The sequence below is a fragment of the Streptomyces sp. NPDC091281 genome (assembly GCF_044757425.1).
Lineage (GTDB): Bacteria > Actinomycetota > Actinomycetes > Streptomycetales > Streptomycetaceae > Streptomyces.
Genome location: NZ_JBIVUY010000010.1, coordinates 178,726 through 199,484, shown reverse-complemented (window position 1 = coordinate 199,484; position 20,759 = coordinate 178,726). Strand labels below are relative to the sequence as shown.

The 20,759-nt window shown below is 75.8% G+C and carries 17 protein-coding genes; 2 read left to right on the top strand and 15 right to left on the bottom strand.

Annotated features, from left to right (window positions below):
- Window positions 1-51: 51 nt before the first annotated feature.
- The 10 genes from ACIQPQ_RS25365 to ACIQPQ_RS25320 all read right to left on the bottom strand — a co-directional run bounded on the left by ACIQPQ_RS25365 (window position 52) and on the right by ACIQPQ_RS25320 (window position 10,261).
- Window positions 52-957: a fumarylacetoacetate (FAA) hydrolase gene (locus ACIQPQ_RS25365; RefSeq protein WP_401307601.1), complete on the bottom strand. Its 906-nt coding sequence runs from the start codon at window positions 955-957 to the stop codon at window positions 52-54.
- Window positions 958-1,042: 85 nt separating this feature from the next.
- Window positions 1,043-2,338, bottom strand: a complete 1,296-nt coding sequence (locus tag ACIQPQ_RS25360; RefSeq protein WP_401307598.1) for a pyridoxal phosphate-dependent aminotransferase — start codon at window positions 2,336-2,338, stop codon at window positions 1,043-1,045.
- 31 nt (window positions 2,339-2,369) lie between these two features.
- Complete coding sequence (locus ACIQPQ_RS25355) at window positions 2,370-4,079, bottom strand: AMP-binding protein (protein WP_401307595.1); 1,710 nt, start codon at window positions 4,077-4,079, stop codon at window positions 2,370-2,372.
- On the bottom strand, window positions 4,076-5,212 hold the full coding sequence (locus ACIQPQ_RS25350) for a Glu/Leu/Phe/Val dehydrogenase dimerization domain-containing protein (RefSeq protein WP_401307593.1): 1,137 nt from the start codon (window positions 5,210-5,212) through the stop codon (window positions 4,076-4,078). The genes ACIQPQ_RS25355 and ACIQPQ_RS25350 overlap by 4 nt, the downstream gene beginning before the upstream one ends.
- Window positions 5,213-5,404: 192 nt before the next feature.
- Window positions 5,405-6,007 carry a type 1 glutamine amidotransferase gene (locus ACIQPQ_RS25345; RefSeq protein ID WP_401307590.1) on the bottom strand — a complete coding sequence of 201 codons (603 nt, stop codon included), beginning with the start codon at window positions 6,005-6,007 and terminating at the stop codon, window positions 5,405-5,407.
- 16 nt (window positions 6,008-6,023) lie between these two features.
- The gene (locus ACIQPQ_RS25340) at window positions 6,024-6,830 is read right to left on the bottom strand and encodes an acetylglutamate kinase (RefSeq protein WP_401307587.1); all 807 of its coding nucleotides are present in this window, start codon (window positions 6,828-6,830) and stop codon (window positions 6,024-6,026) included.
- The gene (locus ACIQPQ_RS25335) at window positions 6,827-7,981 is read right to left on the bottom strand and encodes an N-acetyl-gamma-glutamyl-phosphate reductase (RefSeq protein WP_401307584.1); all 1,155 of its coding nucleotides are present in this window, start codon (window positions 7,979-7,981) and stop codon (window positions 6,827-6,829) included. The genes ACIQPQ_RS25340 and ACIQPQ_RS25335 overlap by 4 nt, the downstream gene beginning before the upstream one ends.
- Window positions 7,978-8,829 (bottom strand): RimK family alpha-L-glutamate ligase, encoded by an 852-nt coding sequence (locus tag ACIQPQ_RS25330; protein ID WP_383771829.1) that lies wholly within the window; start codon window positions 8,827-8,829, stop codon window positions 7,978-7,980. The genes ACIQPQ_RS25335 and ACIQPQ_RS25330 overlap by 4 nt, the downstream gene beginning before the upstream one ends.
- 1 nt (window position 8,830) lies before the next feature.
- Entirely contained in the window at window positions 8,831-9,016 is a 186-nt protein-coding gene (locus ACIQPQ_RS25325; RefSeq protein WP_383771831.1) for a lysine biosynthesis protein LysW, read from the bottom strand.
- 72 nt (window positions 9,017-9,088) lie between these two features.
- Window positions 9,089-10,261, bottom strand: coding sequence for an isopropylmalate synthase (locus ACIQPQ_RS25320; RefSeq protein ID WP_401307580.1), 1,173 nt, complete (start codon window positions 10,259-10,261; stop codon window positions 9,089-9,091).
- 247 nt (window positions 10,262-10,508) lie between these two features.
- Between ACIQPQ_RS25320 and ACIQPQ_RS25315 the strand changes: the two genes are divergently transcribed.
- Complete coding sequence (locus tag ACIQPQ_RS25315) at window positions 10,509-11,306, top strand: arylmalonate decarboxylase (RefSeq protein WP_401307577.1); 798 nt, start codon at window positions 10,509-10,511, stop codon at window positions 11,304-11,306.
- A 179-nt stretch (window positions 11,307-11,485) separates the two neighbouring features.
- On the opposite strand, the gene ACIQPQ_RS25310 is transcribed toward ACIQPQ_RS25315, so the two are convergent.
- From ACIQPQ_RS25310 to ACIQPQ_RS25295, 4 genes are all read right to left on the bottom strand, one after another.
- Window positions 11,486-12,160: a response regulator transcription factor gene (locus tag ACIQPQ_RS25310; RefSeq protein ID WP_401307574.1), complete on the bottom strand. Its 675-nt coding sequence runs from the start codon at window positions 12,158-12,160 to the stop codon at window positions 11,486-11,488.
- 46 nt (window positions 12,161-12,206) lie between these two features.
- Window positions 12,207-13,511 carry a transposase gene (locus tag ACIQPQ_RS25305; protein WP_401307571.1) on the bottom strand — a complete coding sequence of 435 codons (1,305 nt, stop codon included), beginning with the start codon at window positions 13,509-13,511 and terminating at the stop codon, window positions 12,207-12,209.
- A 506-nt stretch (window positions 13,512-14,017) separates the two neighbouring features.
- Entirely contained in the window at window positions 14,018-15,262 is a 1,245-nt protein-coding gene (locus tag ACIQPQ_RS25300) for an MFS transporter (RefSeq protein WP_401307568.1), read from the bottom strand.
- A 158-nt stretch (window positions 15,263-15,420) separates the two neighbouring features.
- Complete coding sequence (locus tag ACIQPQ_RS25295; protein ID WP_401307565.1) at window positions 15,421-16,176, bottom strand: SDR family oxidoreductase; 756 nt, start codon at window positions 16,174-16,176, stop codon at window positions 15,421-15,423.
- Window positions 16,177-16,379: 203 nt separating this feature from the next.
- Between ACIQPQ_RS25295 and ACIQPQ_RS25290 the strand changes: the two genes are divergently transcribed.
- Complete coding sequence (locus ACIQPQ_RS25290; RefSeq protein ID WP_401307562.1) at window positions 16,380-19,976, top strand: AfsR/SARP family transcriptional regulator; 3,597 nt, start codon at window positions 16,380-16,382, stop codon at window positions 19,974-19,976.
- Here ACIQPQ_RS25290 and ACIQPQ_RS25285 read toward each other — a convergent pair.
- Window positions 19,951-20,739, bottom strand: a complete 789-nt coding sequence (locus ACIQPQ_RS25285; RefSeq protein ID WP_401307559.1) for a VOC family protein — start codon at window positions 20,737-20,739, stop codon at window positions 19,951-19,953. The genes ACIQPQ_RS25290 and ACIQPQ_RS25285 overlap by 26 nt on opposite strands.
- Between the last annotated feature and the right edge of the window lie 20 nt (window positions 20,740-20,759).

Sequence of the window (20,759 nt, the reverse complement as noted above, 5' to 3'; positions counted from 1 at the left end):
CCGGACGGACCGCCGTCCGCCCAGGGCAACCGGGCTTGTTTCATGAGGTGTTCACGCGGGCGGCGTGGGCCGCACCTGCCGCACCTGGTTCTCGAAGGCGACGCCGTGGCTCTTCACGTCGATGGCGATCCGGTCGCCGTCCTCGATCCGGAACCCGTCGTGGAAGCTCGCCTCGTCGGCGCCCAGCAGCACGTAGTGCACGAGGTGGGGCCGCCGGACGGCCGGGAAGGAGAACAGGTGGTCCGTCATGTCCCGCACCCGGTAGTACAGGGCGTCCTCGCCGCAGTCGAAGCCGCCCTCCCAGGCCGTCGTGCCGTCGCGGGTGATGGTGACCCGGCCGGACGCGGTGCTCGGCGGCTCCCCGAGGAACAGCCAGGGCGTGAGGGCGGTGTCGCACAGCTTGCAGTACGGGTTGTAGCCGGGGTCCTTGCGGTGCAGGCCGATGTCGCACAGGTCGTTGCCGAAGGTGTAGCCCGCGTAGTGCGGGGTGCCGTCGGCGTCGTTGACGTACACGAGCGCCACCTCGGGCTCCTCGATGAGGGCGACGAAGCCGTCGGGCACGGTCAGGGGTTCGCCGGGCAGCCGTATCCAGTCGCCGAGGCCCTTGAAGAACCACTTCGGCGGGGTGAACTCCCCGCCCTCCGGGGCCTTCCGGCCGTCCCACTTCTTGCGGTGCGTGCCCATGAAGCCGCTCAGCAGGGCCCGCGCGCCGCCCTCCGGCAGCAGCGGCGGGACCAGCCGCAGCTCCGGGTCGTCGGCGGCGACCGTGACCGGGGCGGTCCCGGCGGTGACCGCGGCGCGGACCGCGTCCGGGGAGCCGTCGGTGGCCACGAACGCCGCGGCCACCTGCCCCTCGGCCACGGGGTGCAGGACCAGCGCCTCGTCCGGGCCGGGGACGCCGAAGCCGACGTGCCGCTCACCGCGGTACACGGCCTCGAACAGGGTCGGGAGTGACATGGGGACCTCCTGAGGAGAGGGGGGAGAAGGGGAGACGGGGAGACGGGGGCAGAGGGAGGGGGGAGAGGCCGTTCGGGAAGGGGTGTCAGGGCGCCGGGTCGGCGGTCCGGCCGCTCGTCAGGTCCGCCACCGCCCGGCCGATCCAGGCCACCGACTCCCTTATCCACGGCAGTGCGAGCGGATCGGACGCCGCGAGCGCCCGCGCGCGCCGGACGTTGTCGTCGCCGTACAGCCGGCTCGTCGCCAGCCGGACCCGCCAGGTGCCGGACGGTTCCCCGAAGGCGCTCGCCGGGAGGACGCCGATGCCGTGGCGTGCGGACAGGAAGCGGGCCACCGCGTCGCCGCCGTCCAGCCCGTGGGCGGCGGTCAGCCGGGCGGCGAGCGGGGTGAGGTCCGGGTAGAGGTAGCAGGTGGCGCGGACAGGCGCGAGGAGCGCCCCGGCGTCGGTGAGGTGCGCGGCCACCGCCCGCGCGACCGCCGCGTGCAGGCGCCGGCTCGCCGCGATCCGCTCCACCACCTCCGGCGGTTCGGCGAACGCCCAGGCCGCGGCGGACTGCACGGGCGCGGGCGGGCTGGACCAGATCTGGCTGGCCACCGACACCAGCCGTCCGTGCAGCCCGTCGCCGAGCGGGCCCTCGGGGAGCCGGGCGACACCGGTCCGCCAGCCGCCCAGCGCCAGGTTCTTGGTCAGTCCGGTGGTGACGGCGGTCCGCTCCGGCGCGTACCGGGCCGGGGACACGGCGGGCGGCACGCCGTCGTGGACCAGGTCGCCGTAGATCTCGTCCGACACGATCACCAGGTCCAGGTCGCGGGCCGCCTCCGCGAGCCGCCGCACCGTGCCGGGCGTCGCCACCGTGCCGGTCGGGTTGTCCGGCACGGTCACCACGACCGCCCGCGGGTCCCGTCCGGCGGCCCGCGCCGCGAGGACGGCCGCCCGCAGCCGCTCCGGGTCCGGTACGCCGCCCTCGCCCGGCACGATCGGCACCGGCAGCGGCCGGGCCCCGGCGAGCCGGGCCTGCGCGCCGTAGCTCACCCAGCCCGGCACGGGCACGACGACGTCCCCGCCGACCGCCAGCATCAGCGCGAACAGCAGCGCCTTGCTGCCCGGTCCGGCCACCACCCGGCCGGGGTCGACGGGGAGGCCGCGCCGCGCCCAGTACCCGGCGGCGGCCTCGCGCAGCTCCGCGCTCCCGGCCACCGGCCCGTACGCGTTCGCCCCGGCCGCCGCCTCCAGCCGGGCGCGCAGGGCGGGCAGCACCGGCAGGCCGATCTCGCCGCTGGCCATCGGCAGCACCCGTTCCCCGGCCGCGCGGCGGCGGTCGAGGGCGGCGTCGGCGGCGAGGGTGGCGGACATGGGCACGGCGGCGGGGGCGGTCGACACGGCTGCTCCTCAGTGGCGCGGGGGGTGGGGGTCAGGCGGCGGGGGAGGGGCCGGGGCCGAAGCGGCGGCGGAGTTCCTCCTTGCGGACCTTGCCGGTGAGCGTCTTCGGCAGCGCGGTAACCGGCTCCACCCGGTCGGGCAGGAAACGGGGGTCGTCGTGACCGGCCGCGACGAGGTGGGCGCGGACCTCGTCGAGGGTGGGGCCCGGCGTGCCCTCGGGCACCGCGACGACCGCGAGGATCACGGCCGTGTCCGTCACGGGCCCTCCCCCCGCGCGGTCCGCCGGACCGTCCAGGCCGACCAACGCGGCCTCCAGGGCACGCGGATGACCGCCCACGACCGCCTCCAGCTCCGTCACCGGCGCGACCGCGCCGCCCCGGACGATCGCGTCCCGCGCGCGGCCGATGATCCGGACCCCGTCCCGGCCGTCGCCGCGCGCGAGGTCCCCGGTGTCGAACCAGCCGTCGGCGCCGAGCGACTCCGCGAACGCCTCCTCGCGCCGGTGGTAGCCCAGCGCCAGGGCCGCCCCGGACACCCACAGCCGCCCCGCGCCCGCGCGCCCCGGCTCCGTGGAGCCGTCGCCGACGCGCAGCCGCATCGCGTCGATGGTCCGCCCGTTGCTGTGCGCGGCCCAGTCGGCGGGGTCCGACGGGCGGGTCATGGTGACCGGGCCCGCCTCCGACATGCCCCACAGCGAGTACGCGCGCGCCCCGAGCAGGGTGTGGACGTCCTCCGCGAGCCGCGGCAGCACCTGCGCCGAGCCGATCACGACGTGCCGCAGCGTGCCGGTGTCCCGCTTCTCCTCGCGCTGCGAGGCGACGACGTCGGCGAGGGTGGCGGGCGGCCCGTACAGCAGCGTCGCCCCGTACCGTTCGACCAGGTCGAGCAGCACCTCGTTGCGGCGCACGTCCTGGAAAGCGACGGTCCCGCCGAGCAGGACCGAGGTCAGGACGCCCTGCGCGAAGCCGGAGTAGTGCACCAGCGGCGTCGACACCGCCGCCACCCAGCCGTCGTCGGCGCCGAAGGCGTCCGCGTAGCCCCGGATCGCCGCGTGGACGGTGTTCGGGCTGTGCAGCACGCCCTTCGACGGGCCCGTCGTGCCCGACGTGAACAGGACGACGAACGGGTCGTCGGGGCCGACCGCCAGGTCCGGCGGGAGCGGGCCGCGTTCCTCGCGCGCGTCGGCCACGAACCGCTCCTCGAAGGAGAGCGCCCCGTCCGGGACCGGCCCGTCCACGACCACCACGTGCTCCAGCGTGGGCAGTTCGGCCTTCAGGGCGGTGACGACCGGCGCGAGCGGGGTGCCCGACCACTCCGGGACGGTGACGCACACCCGCGCCTCGGTGAGGGAGAGCCGGTGGCGCAGCTCGTCCTCGGGCGTCACCGGCGAGATCGGGCAGACCACCGCCCCCACCCGCAGGCAGGCGAAGACCAGCGGCACCGTCTCCCACCGGTTGGGGAGCTGCACGGCCACGAAGTCGCCCCGCCGGACGCCCAGGTCGTGCAGCGTGGCGGCGAACCGCTCGGTGAGCCGGGCCAGTTCGGCGTAGTCCAGGGTGTCGGTACGGGACGCGGCGACCCGGCGGCCCGCCACGGCGAGCCGGTGCGGGCGCTCGCGGGCCTGCCGGTACAGGTCGTCCAGGAACGTCTCGTCGCGCCACCAGCCGTTGCGGCGGTACGCGGCGGCGGTCGCGGCGCTCACGGTCCGGCCCGCCCGGCCGGCCCCGCTCGTCGCGCTCATCCGAACAGCTCCTTGCGGCGGGCCGCCAGGAGTTCGGGGAGCGGGTCGCCCGCGTGGGAGCCCGCGATGTCGAGCAGGTCCCGCGTGTTGTGCCGCACCCGGTTGCCGACCCAGTCGAACACCCACTGCTTGCGCTGCTCGGCGGGCAGGTCGAAGGGGACCACGCGGGTGACGGCCAGCGCGGCCGAGGCGGCGCCGCCGATGTTGGCGATGACGCCCGGCACGAGGGTGCTCCCCGACGCGGCCACCTTCTCCTTCGCCGCCGCCGTCGAGGCGAGGTTGGCGCCCTCCACCACCAGCGCGGCCCGCAGCCGGTGCGCGTTCTCGGCGGTCAGCGCGTGCTTCTGCGCGGCCAGGATCAACAGGTCCGCGTCGACGTCGAGCCACGCCTCCGGCTCACTCGACAGGGTGACGCCGTCGGGCAGCCGGGAGCGGTCGATGCGGCCGTACTCGTCGGTCGCGGCGATCAGGCCGTCCACCGGCAGCCGATCCGCGCTCACGGTGCCGGCGACGTCGGCGACCGCCACGACCACGTGCCCGCGCTCCTCCAGGAAGCGCGCCACCGCCCGGCCGACCGCGCCGAAGCCCTGCACGACCACCCGCGCGGACCGCGCGTGCCCGCGCGCCTCCAGCGCGGCCAGCGCGGCGACGCCGACTCCGTGGCCGGTGCAGTCGATGAGCGGTTCGTAGTACGTCCGCCAGTCGATCGGCATGTCGGGCGCGCCGAGCCGGAAACGGGGGTCGTAGCGGGCCTCGTCGAAGAAGACGGCGCGGTCGGCGGGCGTGACGCCCATGTCGATGCCGAGGTGGATGCCGCCGTGCAGCAGCGGCTTGACGGTCCGTCCGAACGTACGGAACGCCTCCTCGCGGCCGGGCCCCTCGGCGTTGCCCGCGTCGGCGACCAGGCCCGCCTTGGCGCCGCCGATGCGCAGCCCCGCGAGGGTGAACTTGTCGGTCATGTCGCGGGCGAGACCGGCGACCTCCTCCTCGGTGACGCCGGTCGTCATCCGGGTGCCGCCCATCGCCAGGCCGTCGACGAGGGTGTCGACGACGACCCAGCCCCGGACGGTGCCCCGGCTGCCGTTGAGATGCACGGTGAACGCGGGCTTCTGCGGGTTCTCCCCGAGCGTCATGGCATGCCCCTTCCTGAGAGGTGTGCGGGTGTGTCGTGATACGTGGACGGGCGTCGCGCCGGTCGGTGCGGGCCTGGCCGCGCCCGCAGCGGGCCGGGCCAGGTGGTGCCGAGCCGTGTCGGGCCTGGTCGGGCCCGGTCGGGCCGTGTCGAGGCCGGACGGGTCCCGCCGCCTCCGGGCGGGCCCCGCGCCTCAGCCCCCGTAGAGCCGCGCGAAGCCGCGCAGGATCTCCAGGCCGTCGCGGCGGAACTCCAGATGGGCCTGGGCGCCGAGGACGCGCCCGTCGTCGGAGCTGAGGAACTCCACCGGGGCCTGCGCCGACCGCCCGATCGACCGGAAGCCGGGGGGCGCCTCACGCAGGTAGAGGGTGTGCCGGTGGAACACGGTCACCGTCGGCTTCACGTAGGTGAAGAGCGGCTCCCCGGTGTCGACCTGCGCCTCGTGGCCGCCGACCCGCTGCGGGCCGGGTGTCAGCTCGGCGCCCGCCGCGACGGCGATGATCTGCATGCCGCCGCAGATGCCGAGCACGGGCACGTCGCTGGAGTGCACCAGGTCGAGCAGCGGCCGGTAGAAGTCGGTGTCGTAGGCCCGCACCTTGGTGCCGCTCAGCACGATCGCCTGGTGGCGGCCGTCGAGCCGGGACGGCACCTCGGACGCCCGGACCGCGTCGGTGCGGGAGCCGAGCTGTTCGAGCCGGGAGCGGAGCTGCTTCAGGGAGAGCGTGCCGTTGTCGACGACCAGCACGCGCGGCTGTACACGGGGCTGCGCGGCTGAGCGCGCGGGATTCTGCGCCACGGTCGGGCTCCTCGGGTCAGGGGCGGGTGATGACGGTGCCGGACCGGCCGGCGAGCAGGTCGCTGACGAGGCCGTCGCCGAGGACGACACGGGACACCCCGGCGTCCAGGGCCTCACCGGCCGCCCGCAGCTTCTTGCGCATCCCGCCGGTCGCCTTCCGGTCGCGGAAGGCGGCGGCGTCCGCGGCCCCGATCCGCCGCACCGGCTCACCGTCGACCAGCAGGTGCGGTACGTCGGTGACGAGGACCAGGTCGGTGGCGCCGGTGGCCCCGGCGAGCGCGGCGGCGGCCCGGTCGGCGTCCGTGTTGACCTCCTGCCCGGCACCGTTCCTGGCCAGCGGCGTCACCAGGTGGGCGTGGCCGGGCGCGCGGTTCTTCAGCGGGGTCGGGTCCACGCCGGTGATCGGGCCGACGAGGTTGTCCAGCTCCACGAGCTGCTTCTCCCGCCACCACCAGCGTTCGCCGGGACCGGCGGAGACCAGGCCGTCGCTGCCGAGCAGCCGCTCCCCGCCGACGCCGCGCGCCGCGAGCCGGGCGAGCACCTCGGCCGCCAGGTCGGCGCTCACCCGCTTGATGTCGTCGATGACCTCGGGGGTGGTCCACCGGCTCTGGTTGCCGTACCGGTCGCGCAGCACCGCCGACGGGCCGCGGTAGCGGGCGCCGAGGTCACGCAGCGGCTTCGACCAGCCGTGCACGAGGACCAGCGGACGGTCCCGGCCGTACGCGGCCAGGTCGTCCCACCAGACGGCGGACAGTCCGTCCAGGCAGCTCCCGCCGAGCTTCACCACGAGGGGGACGGGCGGTGTCCCGCGGTCCGCGCTCACGCCGGCACCAGCGGCTGCGCCGTCAGCCCCGTCTCCTCGGGGAACCCGAACCGCAGGTTGGCCGCCTGCACGGCCTGCCCCGCGGCGCCCTTCACCAGGTTGTCCAGCGCGGCCAGCACCACGATCCGCCCCTCGTCCTCGTCGCGCAGCACGGTCACGTCGCAGTAGTTGGAGCCCAGCACCGCCTGCGGGTCCGGCACCGGGATCACCGTCTCGGTGTGCCGCCGCACCCGCACGAACCGGTGGTCCCGGTAGAAGCGGAGGTAGGCGCGGTGCAGTTCCCGCTGGTCGACATCGGCGTCGGTCAGCACGTAGCTGCTGGTCAGCAGGCCGCGCACGGTCGAGACGCCGTACGCCGACATGCTCAGCGAGCCGATGCTCCCGGAACCGGAACGGGCACCTGAACCTGATCCGGACGCTGCGTCTGCGCCGGAGCCGGACGCACCGGAGACCCGGCGTGGCTTGGCGCGGGACAGGAAGTCCAGCACCTCGCCCGCGTGCCGGTGCCCGGTCGGCGCGTACGGGGCGATGGCGCCGCTGCGGAAGGGGTGCAGGTCGGCCGTGGCCGAGCCGAGGCCGCCGCCGCTGGAGCCGCCCTTGCCGTCCACGATGACGGTGTCCAGGTCCAGGCCGAGGCCCAGGACGAGCGGGGCCAGCGCGAGGGTGATGGACGTGGCGTAGCAGCCGGGCAGCGAGATCAGCGACGCGTCCCGCAACTGGTCCCCGACCAGCTCCGGTACGCCGTAGACGAAGCGGTCGGCGAGGTCGGTGGCCCGCTCGACGCCCGGGTACCACCGCCGGTGCAGGGCGGGGGAGCGGATACGGAACGCGCCGCTGAGGTCGACGACGACCGGCACCCTGTCCGCGAGCAGCGCGGCGAGGCGGGCCGAGGCGGGCGCCGGGGTGGCGAGGAAGACCACGTCGAGCCGGTCGGCGAGGGCGTCGGCGGTCTCGGGGGTGACGGGCTCGACGGTGAGGCCGCCCAGGGCGAGGCGCAGACCGGGGTGGAGTTCGGCGGGGCGGCGCCCGGCGCTGGCGGAGCCGCCGAGGAAGACCGGGTCGAGGTGCGGGTGCTGGTCGAGGAGCCGGAGCAGTTCGCCCCCGGCGAGCCCCGAGGCGCCGACGACGCCCGCGCGGACGGTGCGGGTCACGCGAGGACCTCCTGGAGGTGGCGGGCGACGGCGGCGGCGATGTCCGCGCCGGTCGCGGAGGCCACTCCCCGGAAGGCGGGGGCGTGGTTGACCTCGTTGACCAGGGGGCCGTCGGGGGTGCGGAAGAGGTCGATCCCGTAGATGCCGGGACCGAGTTCGGCCACGACGCCGTCGACGGTCTTGCGCACGTCGGGGTCGTGGGCGACGGCCCGGCTGGTGTTGCCGAGGGCCGCATTGTTGCGCCAGTCGGTGCCGCCGCTGGCGAACTCGGCGGCGCCGACGATCTCGGTGCCGACGACCAGGCAGCGCACCGAGGTGCCGTCCCCGACGTACGGCTCGACGAGGCAGGCCTGTTCGAAGGCGTGCCCCAGGTCCTCGACGTAGTCGTAGACGGAGTCGGCCAGGTCGGCGTCGCGGACCAGGGTGACGCGCTTGCCCATGCCGCCGTAGACCGGCTTGAGGACGAGCGGGGTGCCGAGTTCGCCGACGGCCTGCCGGAAGTCCTTGCGGGAGAGCGCGAGCCGGAAGTCCGGCACGGGGACGCCCGCCCGGCGCAGCTCCGCCCGCAGCAGGGGCTTGTTCTCGCAGAGGTGGATGGCGCGCGAGGAGTTGACGACGCGGGCTCCGGCCGCCTCCGCGAGGGCGGCGATCAGGCCGCCGCGGGTGTAGCTGCGGCTGCGCAGGAGGACGGCGTCGTACTCCCGCAGGGCGGGCAGGCCCTCGGCGCCCAGCGTCAGGGACTCGTCGTTGACCCACTCCAGCTGGAGGCCGAGCCCGGCGCCGGTGCGGATCAGCTCGCGTTCCTCCCAGGCGATCCGGTCGGCGACGATCGCGATGCGGTGGCCCATGTCACTGGCCCCAGTCGCGCAGCTGCACCTCGACCGTCTCCAGCCGCAGCGTGTCGGCCTCGACGGCCTCGACGCGCAGGGTGAGCAGGCACTCGGGGCACGAAAGGGTCTCGCCCTCGCCGATCGGCGGCACGGTCAGGTCGGTCTCGCACTCGGGGCAGACGCCGGTCAGAGTGGCAGCGGGCATGGGGAACTCCCGGAAAGGAAGAGGAAAAGGAAAGGGGGGTGGGGGAGAGCGGGGTGCGGGGGCGTTCGGCGGTCAGGTGGCCCGGTAGGCGGTGACGGCCCTGCGGACGCCCTCGCGGTCCAGCAGCGGGGCGCCGCCGGTCTCCTGACGGGCGGTCAGCCAGGTGGTGAAGGCGTCCACGTCGACATCGGCGTACGGGTGGGTGCTGGCGTCGCCGGGGCTGTCGAGGGCCCACCGCACGAGGGCGGGCGTCAGCCGGGTCCTGACCCGCAACTCGCGCCGGTTGCCGACGAGTTCGGGCGGCAGCGTCTCGTAGGCCGCGGGGTGGGTGAGCTGGCCGGGCAGTTCGTAGGCGAAGGCGTGCGGGGTGGTCGGGCCGGACTGGAAGGCCTCGCCGAGACCGGCGCCCGCGAGCGCGAGCCGGGACAGCTCGGTCAGGTGGCTCAGGTCGAAGCGGGTGTCGCCGTGGATCACCCGCAGCGCGGTGAGCAGTTCGGCCAGCGGCGCGTTGCCGCCGCGTTCGCCGATCCCGCCGACCGTCGCGGAGATCCACCGCGCCCCGGCCCGTACGGCGGCCAGCGAGTTGGCGACGGCCAGGCCCAGCATGTTGTGCGAGTGGATCTCGATCTCGGACCCGTCGATCGCCGTCAGGTCCGCGATCACGCGTTCCATCTGCCAGGGCGAGAGGTACGCGACGGTCTCCGCGAGCCGGAACCGGTCGGCCCCGGCGGCGAACCCGGCCGCGACGTACGGCACCAGCCGCCCGGCGGGCGTCCGCGCGCCGTCCTCGCCGCTGAACGTGACGTGGAAGCCGCGCTCCTTGGCCTGCTCGACCGCCGAACGCAGCAGCGCGTGCAGGAGTTTGGCGCTCGGCGTCCCCAGCTTGAGGACGGCGTGCTCCTCGGACGTGGGGATCGAGTACATGATGTGCCGGACGCCGAGCCTTTGCGCCTCGTCCAGCGCGCGCGCCACCTGCCGCCGGTCGCGCACCACGACGAGCGTCATCGACCGTTCCGGGCCGACCGCCTCGTGGGTGGCGAGGACCAGGTCGGCGTCCTTCGAGCCGGGGCCGGACACCATGCCGACCTCGACCAGCTCGACGCCGGTGCGCACCAGCAGGTCCGCGATCGCCGAGGCGTCCTTCGGGCCGAACTCGACGCCCGCCATGTGCGCCGAGTCCCGCAGCGTGGCGTCGGAGACGCGGGGCGGCACGGGTATCGGCTCCGGAGTCAGTTCACTTGCCATGTGCGCTCTCCTTCTCGAATCCCCTCACGAGAAATCGTCAGAGGGCCGTCGGTCTGGTGATCCGCGGGCTGTGATCACCAGACTCCGCAGAATCGTCCGACGAAACAAGGGGGACGCGTGTCAGGGATTCTTCGGAACTGTCAAGAAACGTCAGGAAGGACAAGCCGTGCAAAGGCCGGGTGAGCACTGTGTCGAATACCGTGCGATACGGCGGACGGTGGACCTGGCGGGTCCTAGGGTGCGGGCCATGGACCCTTTCGCCTTTCCCCGTCTCGGTGTCGTCGTGCCGCCGGAGAACCCCACGGCCGAACCGGAGTTCCACCGCCTGCTCGGTGCCGCGATCCACGTCCACACCGCGCGGTTCCCCACCACTCCCGGCGCCGGGCTCAAGGACATGCTGGAGACCTACAACCGGGTGCTGCCCGACACCCTCGACGGCTTCGGCGCGCTGCGCCTGGACGCCGCCGTGATCGCGTGCAGCGCCTCGCACTACCTGCTCGGGCCGCGCGGCGACCGTGAGCTGTGCGAGGCGCTGTCGGAGCGGGCCGGCTTCCCCGTACGGTCCTCGACCCAGGCGACCCTGGCCGCCTGCGAGGCGCTCGGCGTACGGCGCCTCACCCTCGTCTCGCCCTACGAGCCGTGGCTCACCGAGGTGTCCCGGCGCTTCTGGGAGGCGGCCGGGCTCACCGTGGACCGGGTCGTCCTGGTGCCGGCGGGCCGCGACGCCGACGGCGCCGACCACTTCGACCCGTACCGCGTCTCCCCGGCCGCGCTGCGCGAGCGGATACGCGCCGAGCTGGGCGAACCCGGCGTCGCGGGGGGCCGGCCCGGCGCGTCCGCGGGCGGCTCGGCGGTCCTGTTCACCGGCACCGGCATGGGCACCCTGGCCGCGCTGGAGGAGTGGTCCACCGCGGGGACCCCGCCGCTCTCCTCCAACCTGGCCTCCGCCTGGTGGGCGCGGCACGCGGTCCGTACGGCGGTCCCGTCCCCGGAGGCGCATCCCCTGGTGCGGCGGATCGACGTACGGTCGCGGGCGGCGGCGTGAGGGCGGTATGACGGCGATATGACGGCGATATAACCGGCGGCGTGACGGACGGCCGGGTCCGGGGTACGGCGTCCCCCGGACCCGGCTGGTCCGATCCGGTCCGATGCGGTCCGATGCGGTCCGATGCGGTCCGGTCCGGCCGGGTCCGATCCGGTCCGGTCCGGCCGGGTCCGTCGGGGTCAGCCCGCGCGGGTCTCCGGCACCCGCAGGGAGTGCCCCATCCGGTAGCCGACGCCGCGCACCGTGATGATCCAGCGGTTGCACCCCAATTTCGCCCGCAGGGTGCTCACATGGGTGTCGATGGTGCGGCTGCCCGCGGCCCATTCACTGCCCCAGACCTTCGCCATCAACATCTTTCTCGTCACCACGGTCTCGGAATGCGAGGCGAGCAGGTAGAGCAACTCGAATTCCCTGGTCGTCACTTTCACGAGCTGCCCGCGAAGACGCACCTCGCGGGTGCGCGGATCGATATGGAGCGGATCGAGTGAAATGGCGCGTGGACGCGCGGTGAATTCCCGGCGGGTGCGCCGGAGAACGGCTTCTATCCGCGCGCCGATCTCCCGGATGCCCCAGGTCCGCGCGACGCAGTCGTCGGCGCCCGCCTTCAGCGCGAGCACGCGTTCCAGTTCGTCGTCCCGGCCGGTGAACGCGATCACCGGGACGTCGCTCACCGCGCGCAGCCCGCGGCACACCTCGATGCCGTCCACGTCGGGCAGTTCGAGCGACAGCAGGACGAGGTCGGCCTCCCGGTAGGCGAGCAGGGCCCGCGCCCCGGTGTCCACGCTGTGCACGGTGTACCCCTGCCGCCGCAGGTCGCCCGCGAGCGACCCGGCGCCGGACGTCTCGCGCTCCACGACGAGTACGGTGCTGGTTCTTCCTCCCACCTCCACCGCCCGCCCCTCAGCCCGCGGCGGCGGCCGGAGCGCGGACCGCGCCCGGCGCCGGGGAGGGGACGGGGGACGGGCCGGGCCCCTGACCGCGCCCCGGACCGGGCCCGCGCGCCCCCGGCGGTGCGGTGCCGGGCGCGGGACGGCGGCCCAGGTGCGCGTAGGCGTACGCGACGGACGTCATCGTCATGTGGTGGTGCCAGCCCGGGAACGAGCGGCCCTCGAAGTCGACCATGCCGAACCCGTCCTGGAGGGCGGCGACCGCCGACCGCACCGCGGCGGGGCCGCGCAGCAGCTCCGCGACCCGTTCCGCGTGCGCGTCACCGAGGTTGGTGACCCAGAACCGCGAGCCCCGCGACCCGTCCGCCTCCGGCACGTCCAGCAGCCGGTAGGCGCGCGGCCCGCCGTCCGTCCCGGCGGCCCGCGGCGGCAGCCGGACCGTGCCCGAGTGCGTGTACAGGAACAGCGGGCGCCTGTCGGGCCCGGTGACCGCGGGCCGCCGGGCCGGGAAGCCGCGCCAGGACCCGCGCCGGTCCCGCAGCGCGCCGACCGTCGTGGGCACCGGCGTACGCCCCCCGGCCAGCACCGCCTGGCGGGGCGCGACCTCGCACAGGACGTCCACCCGGTGCCGGGCCAGCCCCGCCAGGACCCCGCCGACGTCCTCGCTGTGGGTGAGGTCCAGCACCCAGGGCAGCCCGGAGAGGCCGGGCAGGCCGGGCGCGCCCGGGGGTCCCGCGTACCGGGCGGCGTGGTCGAGCACGCAGGCCCCGACCGGCCGCGCGGTCTCCTCCTTCGGGATGCGGGCCCGCACCCGGCGCTGGGTGTCCCAGCCCCACGGACCGCCCAGGACGAGCGTCCAGTCCACGGGGAAGCAGTGCGTGTCCGTGACCAGGAACAGGCCCACCGCCTGCTGGCCGTTGACGATCCGCCCCGACCGCGGGTCCGCGCGCCGGTGCACGCCCACCGAGTGCTCGCCCCGCTTGGGGATCAGCAGGTCCGCGACCGTCCAGGCGTACGGTGTCGTGCCTGCCGCGACTGCCCCGGCGAGCCTGCGCCGTACCGGCTCCCACGCCCACGGGCTGGTGCTGACGAACTGGTGCAGGCTGTTCGCCGCGGAGGGCGGCAGCCGTCCGGCCCGCGCCATGTTCGCCGGGGTCCGGCGGCCCGGGGCATGGATCAGCCCCCATAAGTAGGTACGCGCCCAGCGACGTTGCTCGGCTCTGTGCAACGGGGCGAAGACCTCTTCGAGGAAGGTCCGCCCTCCGTCCGCCGTGTCCGACGGTTCCGCGCGTTCTCCGACCGGCCTGCTCGACGACATCTGACGTCACGCCCCCTCGTACTTCCCTCGCCCGCACCTGATCCGGTGCTGCTCGCGCTCCGTACGAGGGCAAAAATAGTGTCCCGGCGCAACATTTCCCGAGATCGTCGCCTACTTTGCCCACTCACCCCCTGACCTGCGGAAAAGCCGCCGCGCGAGTGGGCGGGGGGTTCCGCCCACAGGGCGTGGGGGGCGTGCGCCGATCCAGCGCACGCCCCCCACGACCGCTGCGTCGTCGCAGGTCAGGGGCGGTCTCTCCGGCAGCGGCCCGGGTCGCGGCCACTACGTTCACCGTGCATATGTCAACAGCGTGTGAAATGGCGGCGACCGTCGGTGCGCCGGTTCGACGGGTGACGGGCGACGTCCGACGGGTGACAGGCGCTGCCACGCTCCGGCACGCGCCCGACTGGCCGCCCGACCGGTCGTTGGACCGGAAGCCCGACCGGCCGCCCGATCAGCCGCCGACGGGCCGCCCGACCGGCCGTCCGACCGGTCGCAGACCCGCCTCAGACGCCGGGGCGCCGCGCCGGGAAGCCGTGCGCGCGGGACGCCACGACGACCACCAGCACGGGTGCCAGCAGCACCAGGACGGTCCACGGGAAGGAGTCGCTGCCGATCGAGTCGAGCAGCAGCCCGCCCGCCACACCGCCCCCGGCCATCGCCACGTTCCACAGGGTCACCAGCATCGCCTGCGCGGAGTCGGCCTCCTCGCCGCCCGCGTCCGCGACCGCGGTCTGGAGCAGCGTCGGCACCCCGCCCCAGCCGAGGCCCCACAGCGCCGCCGCCGCGTAGACCAGGGCCGTGCTGTCGGAGAGTACGGCGAGGACGGCCGCCCCGGCGGCGACCAGCAGCGTGCTCGCGATCGTCAACTGCCGCAGCCTGCGGTGGATCTGCGCGCCCACGATCCAGATGCTCAGCAGCGAGGCCGCGCCGAACACCAGCAGCACCAGGTCCGCGCTGTCGCCGAGGCCGACGTCGTCGAGGAAGGTGGCGATGTACGCGTAAAGGATCGTGTGCGCCAGGACGAAGACGAGCGTCACGAACAGGACGGCGCTCACACCGGACACCTTCAGCGCGCGCAGCATCTTCGGCCGCGGGCCCGCCTCCTGGCCGGGGAAGTCGGGCACGGCGACGCTGATCCACACCAGCAGGACGACGGTCAGCGCGGTCATCGACAGGAACGCCCAGCGCCAGCCCAGTTGGGTGCCGAGGAACGTGCCCGCGGGCACGCCGAGCGAGAGGGCCAGCGGGATGCCCGCCATCGCCACGGCGATGGCCTTGCCCTGCAACGGCACCGGCGCCAGCCGGCGCGCGTACCCGGCCAGGAGCGCCCAGGCCAGGCCCGCGGCGACACCGGCGACGAAGCGGGCGACCATCGTCAGCCCGTACTCCGACGACACGGCGGTGACCGTGTTCGCCACGGCGAAACCGGCGACGGCGGTGAGCAGCAGCCGCTTGCGCCGCCAGCGCGCGGTCGCGGCGGTCAGCGGGATCGCGGTGAGGGCGGTGCCGAGCGCGTAGATCGTCACCGTCTGGCCGGTCGCGGCCTCGCTGACGTTCAGGTCACCGCTCATCGAGGGCAGCAGACCGGCGGGCAGCGTCTCGGTGAGGCTGGTGATGAAGACGGCGGTGGCCAGCGCCAGCAGCGCGAACAACGGCAGCTTCTGCGCCTCGCCCGGCGGAGCGCCGTCGGGCGTGCTGCCGTCGGGCGGGGAGGCCTCGGTGGCGGTGGTGTCGGGCGTAGTGCTCATGGGGACTGCTCCGGGGGATTCTCGGGGAGAGGGGGGATGGGCGGGTACCAGTGGCACGAGTGGGGGACTGAGGTGGAGGGAACGGGGGCGCGCGGGCGCCGTAGGGGAGCGGGGGAGTCAGGGCAGCCGGGGCGGGGTGCGCGGTGGTCCGGCGGGCCTCACGCGCCCGTCCTAGCCGTCGTGTCGCGAGCCGTCGTGTCCCGTGCCGTCGTCTCCCGTCCGCCGTCCACGGGCAGGCGGGCGCCGGTCGTGAACGTCGCCTCGGTGGCGAGGAAGAGCGCGGCCCGCGCCACCTCCTCGGCCGACCCGAGACGACCGAGCGGCGGCAGCGACGGCGCCACGGACAATGGCGGCGACACGGACCGCGACGGAGGGGCGGAGGGCGACGAAGGGGTGGACGGAGGGAAGGAGGGCGACGAAGAGGTGGACGGTGAGGCGGACGGCGACGGCGACGGCGCTTCCGTCGGGGGCGACGCGGGCGGTGACGGGGCTGTCGGCGCCGCCTCGATGCAGCCCGGCGCGACCGCGTTGACCCGGATGTGCCGCGACGCGCCCTCGGCGGCGAGCGCCCGCACCGCCGCGGCCGACGACGTGGGGTCCGTGACGACGACCGCGCCGCCGTCCCGCAGCCATGCGGGCAGCGGACTCACCAGCGACACGGCGTCCGTGAAGAGCAGGTCGGCCGCCTCGGAGTCGCCGGTCGCGCAGAGCCCGCCGACCGTGCCGACCCCGGCGGTGCCGTCGGTGACGCGGGCGCCGGAACCCAACTCGGTGCGCGCGCGGGCGCGTTCCGCGGGGGTACCGGCGCCGAGGCGGACCTCGGCCCCGCCCTCCACCAGCCGTTTGGCGATGGCCAGCCCGATCGAGGTGTCACGGCAGAGGACGACGGCCCTCTGCCCCGCGTACCTGGTCATGCCCGCCGCTCCCTCACACCACGTCATCGGCTCTCCGGACACGGTGCACCGGCCCGCTTCGGGACCTCTTCGGGTTTCCTTCGGGAACCCTTCGGGCGCCCGTCCGGGCACGGCCCGCGGAGGCCGCCCGCGAGGCGTCGCCAACCGGACAGCCGCCGCGGAAGGGCGAGTTGACGGACCGGAGCCCGGTGTACGGTGACCGAATGCGTTTCGGGGTGCTGGGACCGCTCGTGGTGTGGGACGACGACGGCGCGGTGGTCACCGTTCCCGAGGCCAAGGTCCGGGCGCTCCTGGCCGACCTGCTCGTCCACGACGGCGGGCCCGTCTCCACCGACCGGCTGGTGCGCGACCTGTGGGGCGACCGCCCGCCCACCCGGCCCGTGGCCGCCCTCCAGGCCAAGGTCTCCCAACTGCGCCGCGTCCTCGGCCGGGACCGGGTCGTCCGCCAGCCGCCCGGCTACCGGCTGCGCCACGACGGCGGCCCCGCGCGGACCGACGCCGACCGGTTCCGCGCCCTCGCCGCCGAGGCCCGCACCGCGCCCGACCCGCGCGCGCGGGCCGCGCTGCTCACCGAGGCCCTGGGGCTGTGGCGGGGGAACGCGTACGCCGACTTCGCCGACGAGGAGTTCGTCCGGCCCGAGGCCCGCCGCCTGGCCGAACAGCGGCTGTCCGTCCAGGAGGAGCAGGCCGAGGCCCGCCTCCTGGCCGGTGACCACCTCCTCCTCGCGGGCGAACTCACCGCCCTGGTCGACCGGCACCCGCTGCGCGAACGCCTCCGCGCGGTGCAGATGCGTGCCCTGTACCTCGCGGGACGGCAGAGCGACGCCCTCGCCACGTACGCGGACCTGCGCGCCCGGCTCGCCGACGACCTCGGCGTCGACCCCGGCCCCGCCGTCGCCGCCCTCCACCTAGCCGTCCTCCGCCAGGACCCCGCCCTCACCCACCCGGACCCCCCAGCACCGGCCACCCCGACGCGAAGGACCCCGACCGGCGACCCGGCCACCCCGACCGTCACCCCCCTCACGACGACCGGAACCGCCCCCGCACACCCGCCCATTGCAGCCGACCCCTCTCCGGACAGCCCCCTTCCGCACAGCCCCCTTCCGGACACCTCGCTCCACGCCAGTGGCCCCCTCCCGGACGCCCCCACGTCCGCTGCCGACGCCCCCACGTCCGCTGCCGACACCACCACCCCGCCAGCCACGTCTCCCGCCCCGCCGACCACCACCCCCACTGCCCCCGCCGACACCCCCCTCCCCCCACCCGGAACCCCCGCCCACCTCCCCACCCCCCTCACCGACCTCGTCGGCCGCGCCGAAGCCCTGACCGAGGTGACCCGCCTCCTGCGCGGGCATCGCCTGGTGACCCTCACCGGCGCGGGCGGGGTCGGCAAGACGCGCCTGGCCGTCGCCGCGGCCGCCCGTGAGGCCGCCGAACCGACGGGCACGGTACGGCTCGTGGAGTTCGCGGGCGTCCGCGGCGGCACCGCCGCCGACCTGGCCCAGATCGTCGCGGGCGCGCTCGGCATCCGGGACGACACCCCCGGCGGCCCCCCGGGCACCGGCACGTGCGCGGGCCCCGCCTCGCCGGTCCACCGCCTCGCCGCCGCCCTGCGCGACCGGCCCGCCCTCCTCGTCCTCGACAACTGCGAGCACGTCGTGGACGCCGCGGCCGAACTCGCCGACCTGCTGCTGCGCACCGCGCCCCGGCTCCGCGTCCTGGCCACCAGCCAGGAACCGCTCGGCCTGCCCGGCGAGACCGTGTTCCCCGTCGAACCGCTCGGCGAGGACGCCGCCGTACGGCTGTTCGCCGCGCGGGCCGCCGCCCACGACCCCGCCTTCCCCGCCGACCTGGACGCCGTCCCCGCCGACCGCGCGGCCGTGGCCGAGATCTGCCGCCGCCTCGACGGCATTCCTCTCGCACTCGAACTGGCCGCCACCCGCGTACGAACCCTGGGCGTACGGGAGTTGGCGGACCGGCTCGGCGACCGCTTCCGGCTGCTGGACACCCGGCGGCGCGGCGCGCCCGCCCGGCAGCGCACCCTGCGCGCCGTCATCGACTGGAGCTGGGAACTGCTCACGGCCCCCGAGCGGATCGTGCTGCGCCGCCTCGCGGTGCACGCCGACGGCTGCGACCTGGCCGCCGCCGAGGCCACCTGCGCGGGCGACGGCGTCCACCGCGACGAGGTCCTCGACCTGGTGACCCGGCTCGTGGACCGCTCCCTCGTCGTCGTGGTGGACGGCCCGGCGGGCCGCCGCTACCGGCTGATGGAGTCCGTCGCCGCCTACGCCACCGAACGGCTCGACGAGATGGCCGACCTGGCCGCCGTCCGCGACCGGCACCTGCGCCACTACCTGGCGCTCGCCGAACACGCCGACCCCCTGCTGCGCGGCGCCGCCCAACGCGCCTGGCTGACCCGCCTGGACGCCGAGTCCGGCAACCTCCGCGCCGCCCTCGACGAGGCCGTCCGCCGCGCCACCGACCCACCCCCCGACGCCCCCCACGAGGACGCCCCGCACGAGGACGCGTCCCCCGCCGTCCGCCTCGCCACCGCCCTCGCCTGGTGGTGGCTCCTGCGCGGACGCCTCACCGAGGGCCGCCGCGCCCTGGCCGCCGTACGGACCGCCACCGACCGGCGCGACCCCGAACTGGCCCTGCTGCACGAGGCGTTCACCCTCCTCACCGGCGGCCTGCCCGACGGCTCCGCCACGTCCCGCGCCCCGGAGGTCCCCGACCCCGTGCGCCGGGCCCGCGCCCTCTGGCTCTGCGCCTACGGCCGGTTCAGCGCGGGCGACACCGCGACCGGCGAACGCCTCGACGCCCAGGCACTGGCCCTGTTCACCGAGGCGGACGAGGAGTGGGGCACGGCCGCCGCGCTGGGGCTGCGCGCCGCCCTCGCCCTGGTCCGCGGGGACCTGGCCCGGCTCGGCCGCGACGGACGGCGCAGCGCGGCGGCCTTCCACCGCCTCGGCGACCGCTGGGGCGCACTCCAGACGGTCTCCCCGCTGGCCGCGCTCGCCGAGATCAAGGGCGACTACGCCGACGCCGCCCGCCGCCAGCACGAAGGGCTCGCCATGGCCCGCGAACTGGGCCTGGAGGCCGAGGTGTCGGCCCGGCTGTCCGGCCTCGGACGGCTCGCCCTGCTGGCCCACGACTTCGACCGCGCGCGCGAGCTGCACGAACAGGCCCGCGCCCGCGCCGCCGCCCAGGGATACACGTACGGCGAGATCCACGCCGAGATGGGACTGGCCCTCGGCGCCCGCCGCGCGGGCGACCTGGCGGCGGCCGAGGCGCATCTGCACCGCATCCGGGACGGCTGGGCCGACGTGTCCTCCCAGGCGGGCGACCATCTCCTCCACGCCGAACTGGGCTTCCTCGCGGAGCTGCGCGGCGACGCCGACACCTGCCGGGACCAGCATCTGCGCGGCCTGGCGGTCGCCCGCTCGCTCGACGAACCGCGCGCGCTCGCCCTCTCCCTGGAGGGCCTCGCGGGCGCGTCCCTCCTGCGCCCCGCCCCGGTCCCCGCCTCGACCGGCACCCCCACCAGCGCCGACCGCCCCGCCGTCTGCGCCGCTGCCTGCGCCGCCCTGCTGCTGGGTGCCGCCGACGCGGCCCGCCGCAGTGTGGACGCCCCGCTGCCGCCCGCCGAGCGCGGCGACGTCGACCGTGTGGAGTCGGCGGCCCGGCGGGCCCTGGGCGACCGTGCGTTCGAGGAGGCGTTCGCGCGCGGCGCCCTGCTCGGCCCCGCCGAGGCGGTCCGCCGGGGCGTGCCGCTCAGCGTGGGCGCCGGACGAGCGTGAAGCGCGCGCCCTCCGGGTCCGCGGCCTCCACGACCCGCCCGTGCGGCCCGTCGTGGACGGGGCCGAGGGCGCGCCCGCCGAGTTCCGTGACGCGCGCGTGCGCCACGTCCGGGTCGGCGACCTCGAAGTACGTCGTCCAGTGCGCGCCCCGCTCCACCGACAGCGCGTCCCCCGCGCCCCGGACACCGGCCACGGGCCGCCCGCCGACGCGCAGGGTGACATGGTCCACGCCCGGAGCGCCGTCGGCCTCGCCCGCGTGACCGAACACCGTCTCGTAGAAGCGGACCACGCCCGCCGACGTGCCGGTCACCAGCTCGTGCCAGGCGGGCGCGCCCGGTACGCCCGTCACGCCGAAGCCCGGATGGTCGGCGGCCTCCCAGATGCCGAACAGGGCGCCGGACGGGTCGGAGCCGAGGGCGAGCCGCCCCGCCTCGGCGGCGTCCAGCGGGCCGACCCCGATGGTCCCGCCGCACAGACGCACCGTCTCCGCGGTCGTGTCCACCCGGTCGGAGGCCAGGTACGGCGTCCAGGCGACGGGCAGCCGCCGGTCGGCGGGCGCCTGCCCGAGCCCGGCGACCGGCCGCCCGTCGAGCAGCGCGCGCACGTACGGGCCGAGCTGGAACTCCCAGCCGAACAGGGCGCCGTAGAAGTCCTGCGCGGCCGTCAACTCCCTCACCATCAGACTCACCCAGCAGGGTGTACCGGGCGCGTACCGCGGGTGCGCCCCGCCGTGGGGACCGGCCGCTCCGGGTGCCTCGGTCATCGTCACTCTCTTCCGGTCCC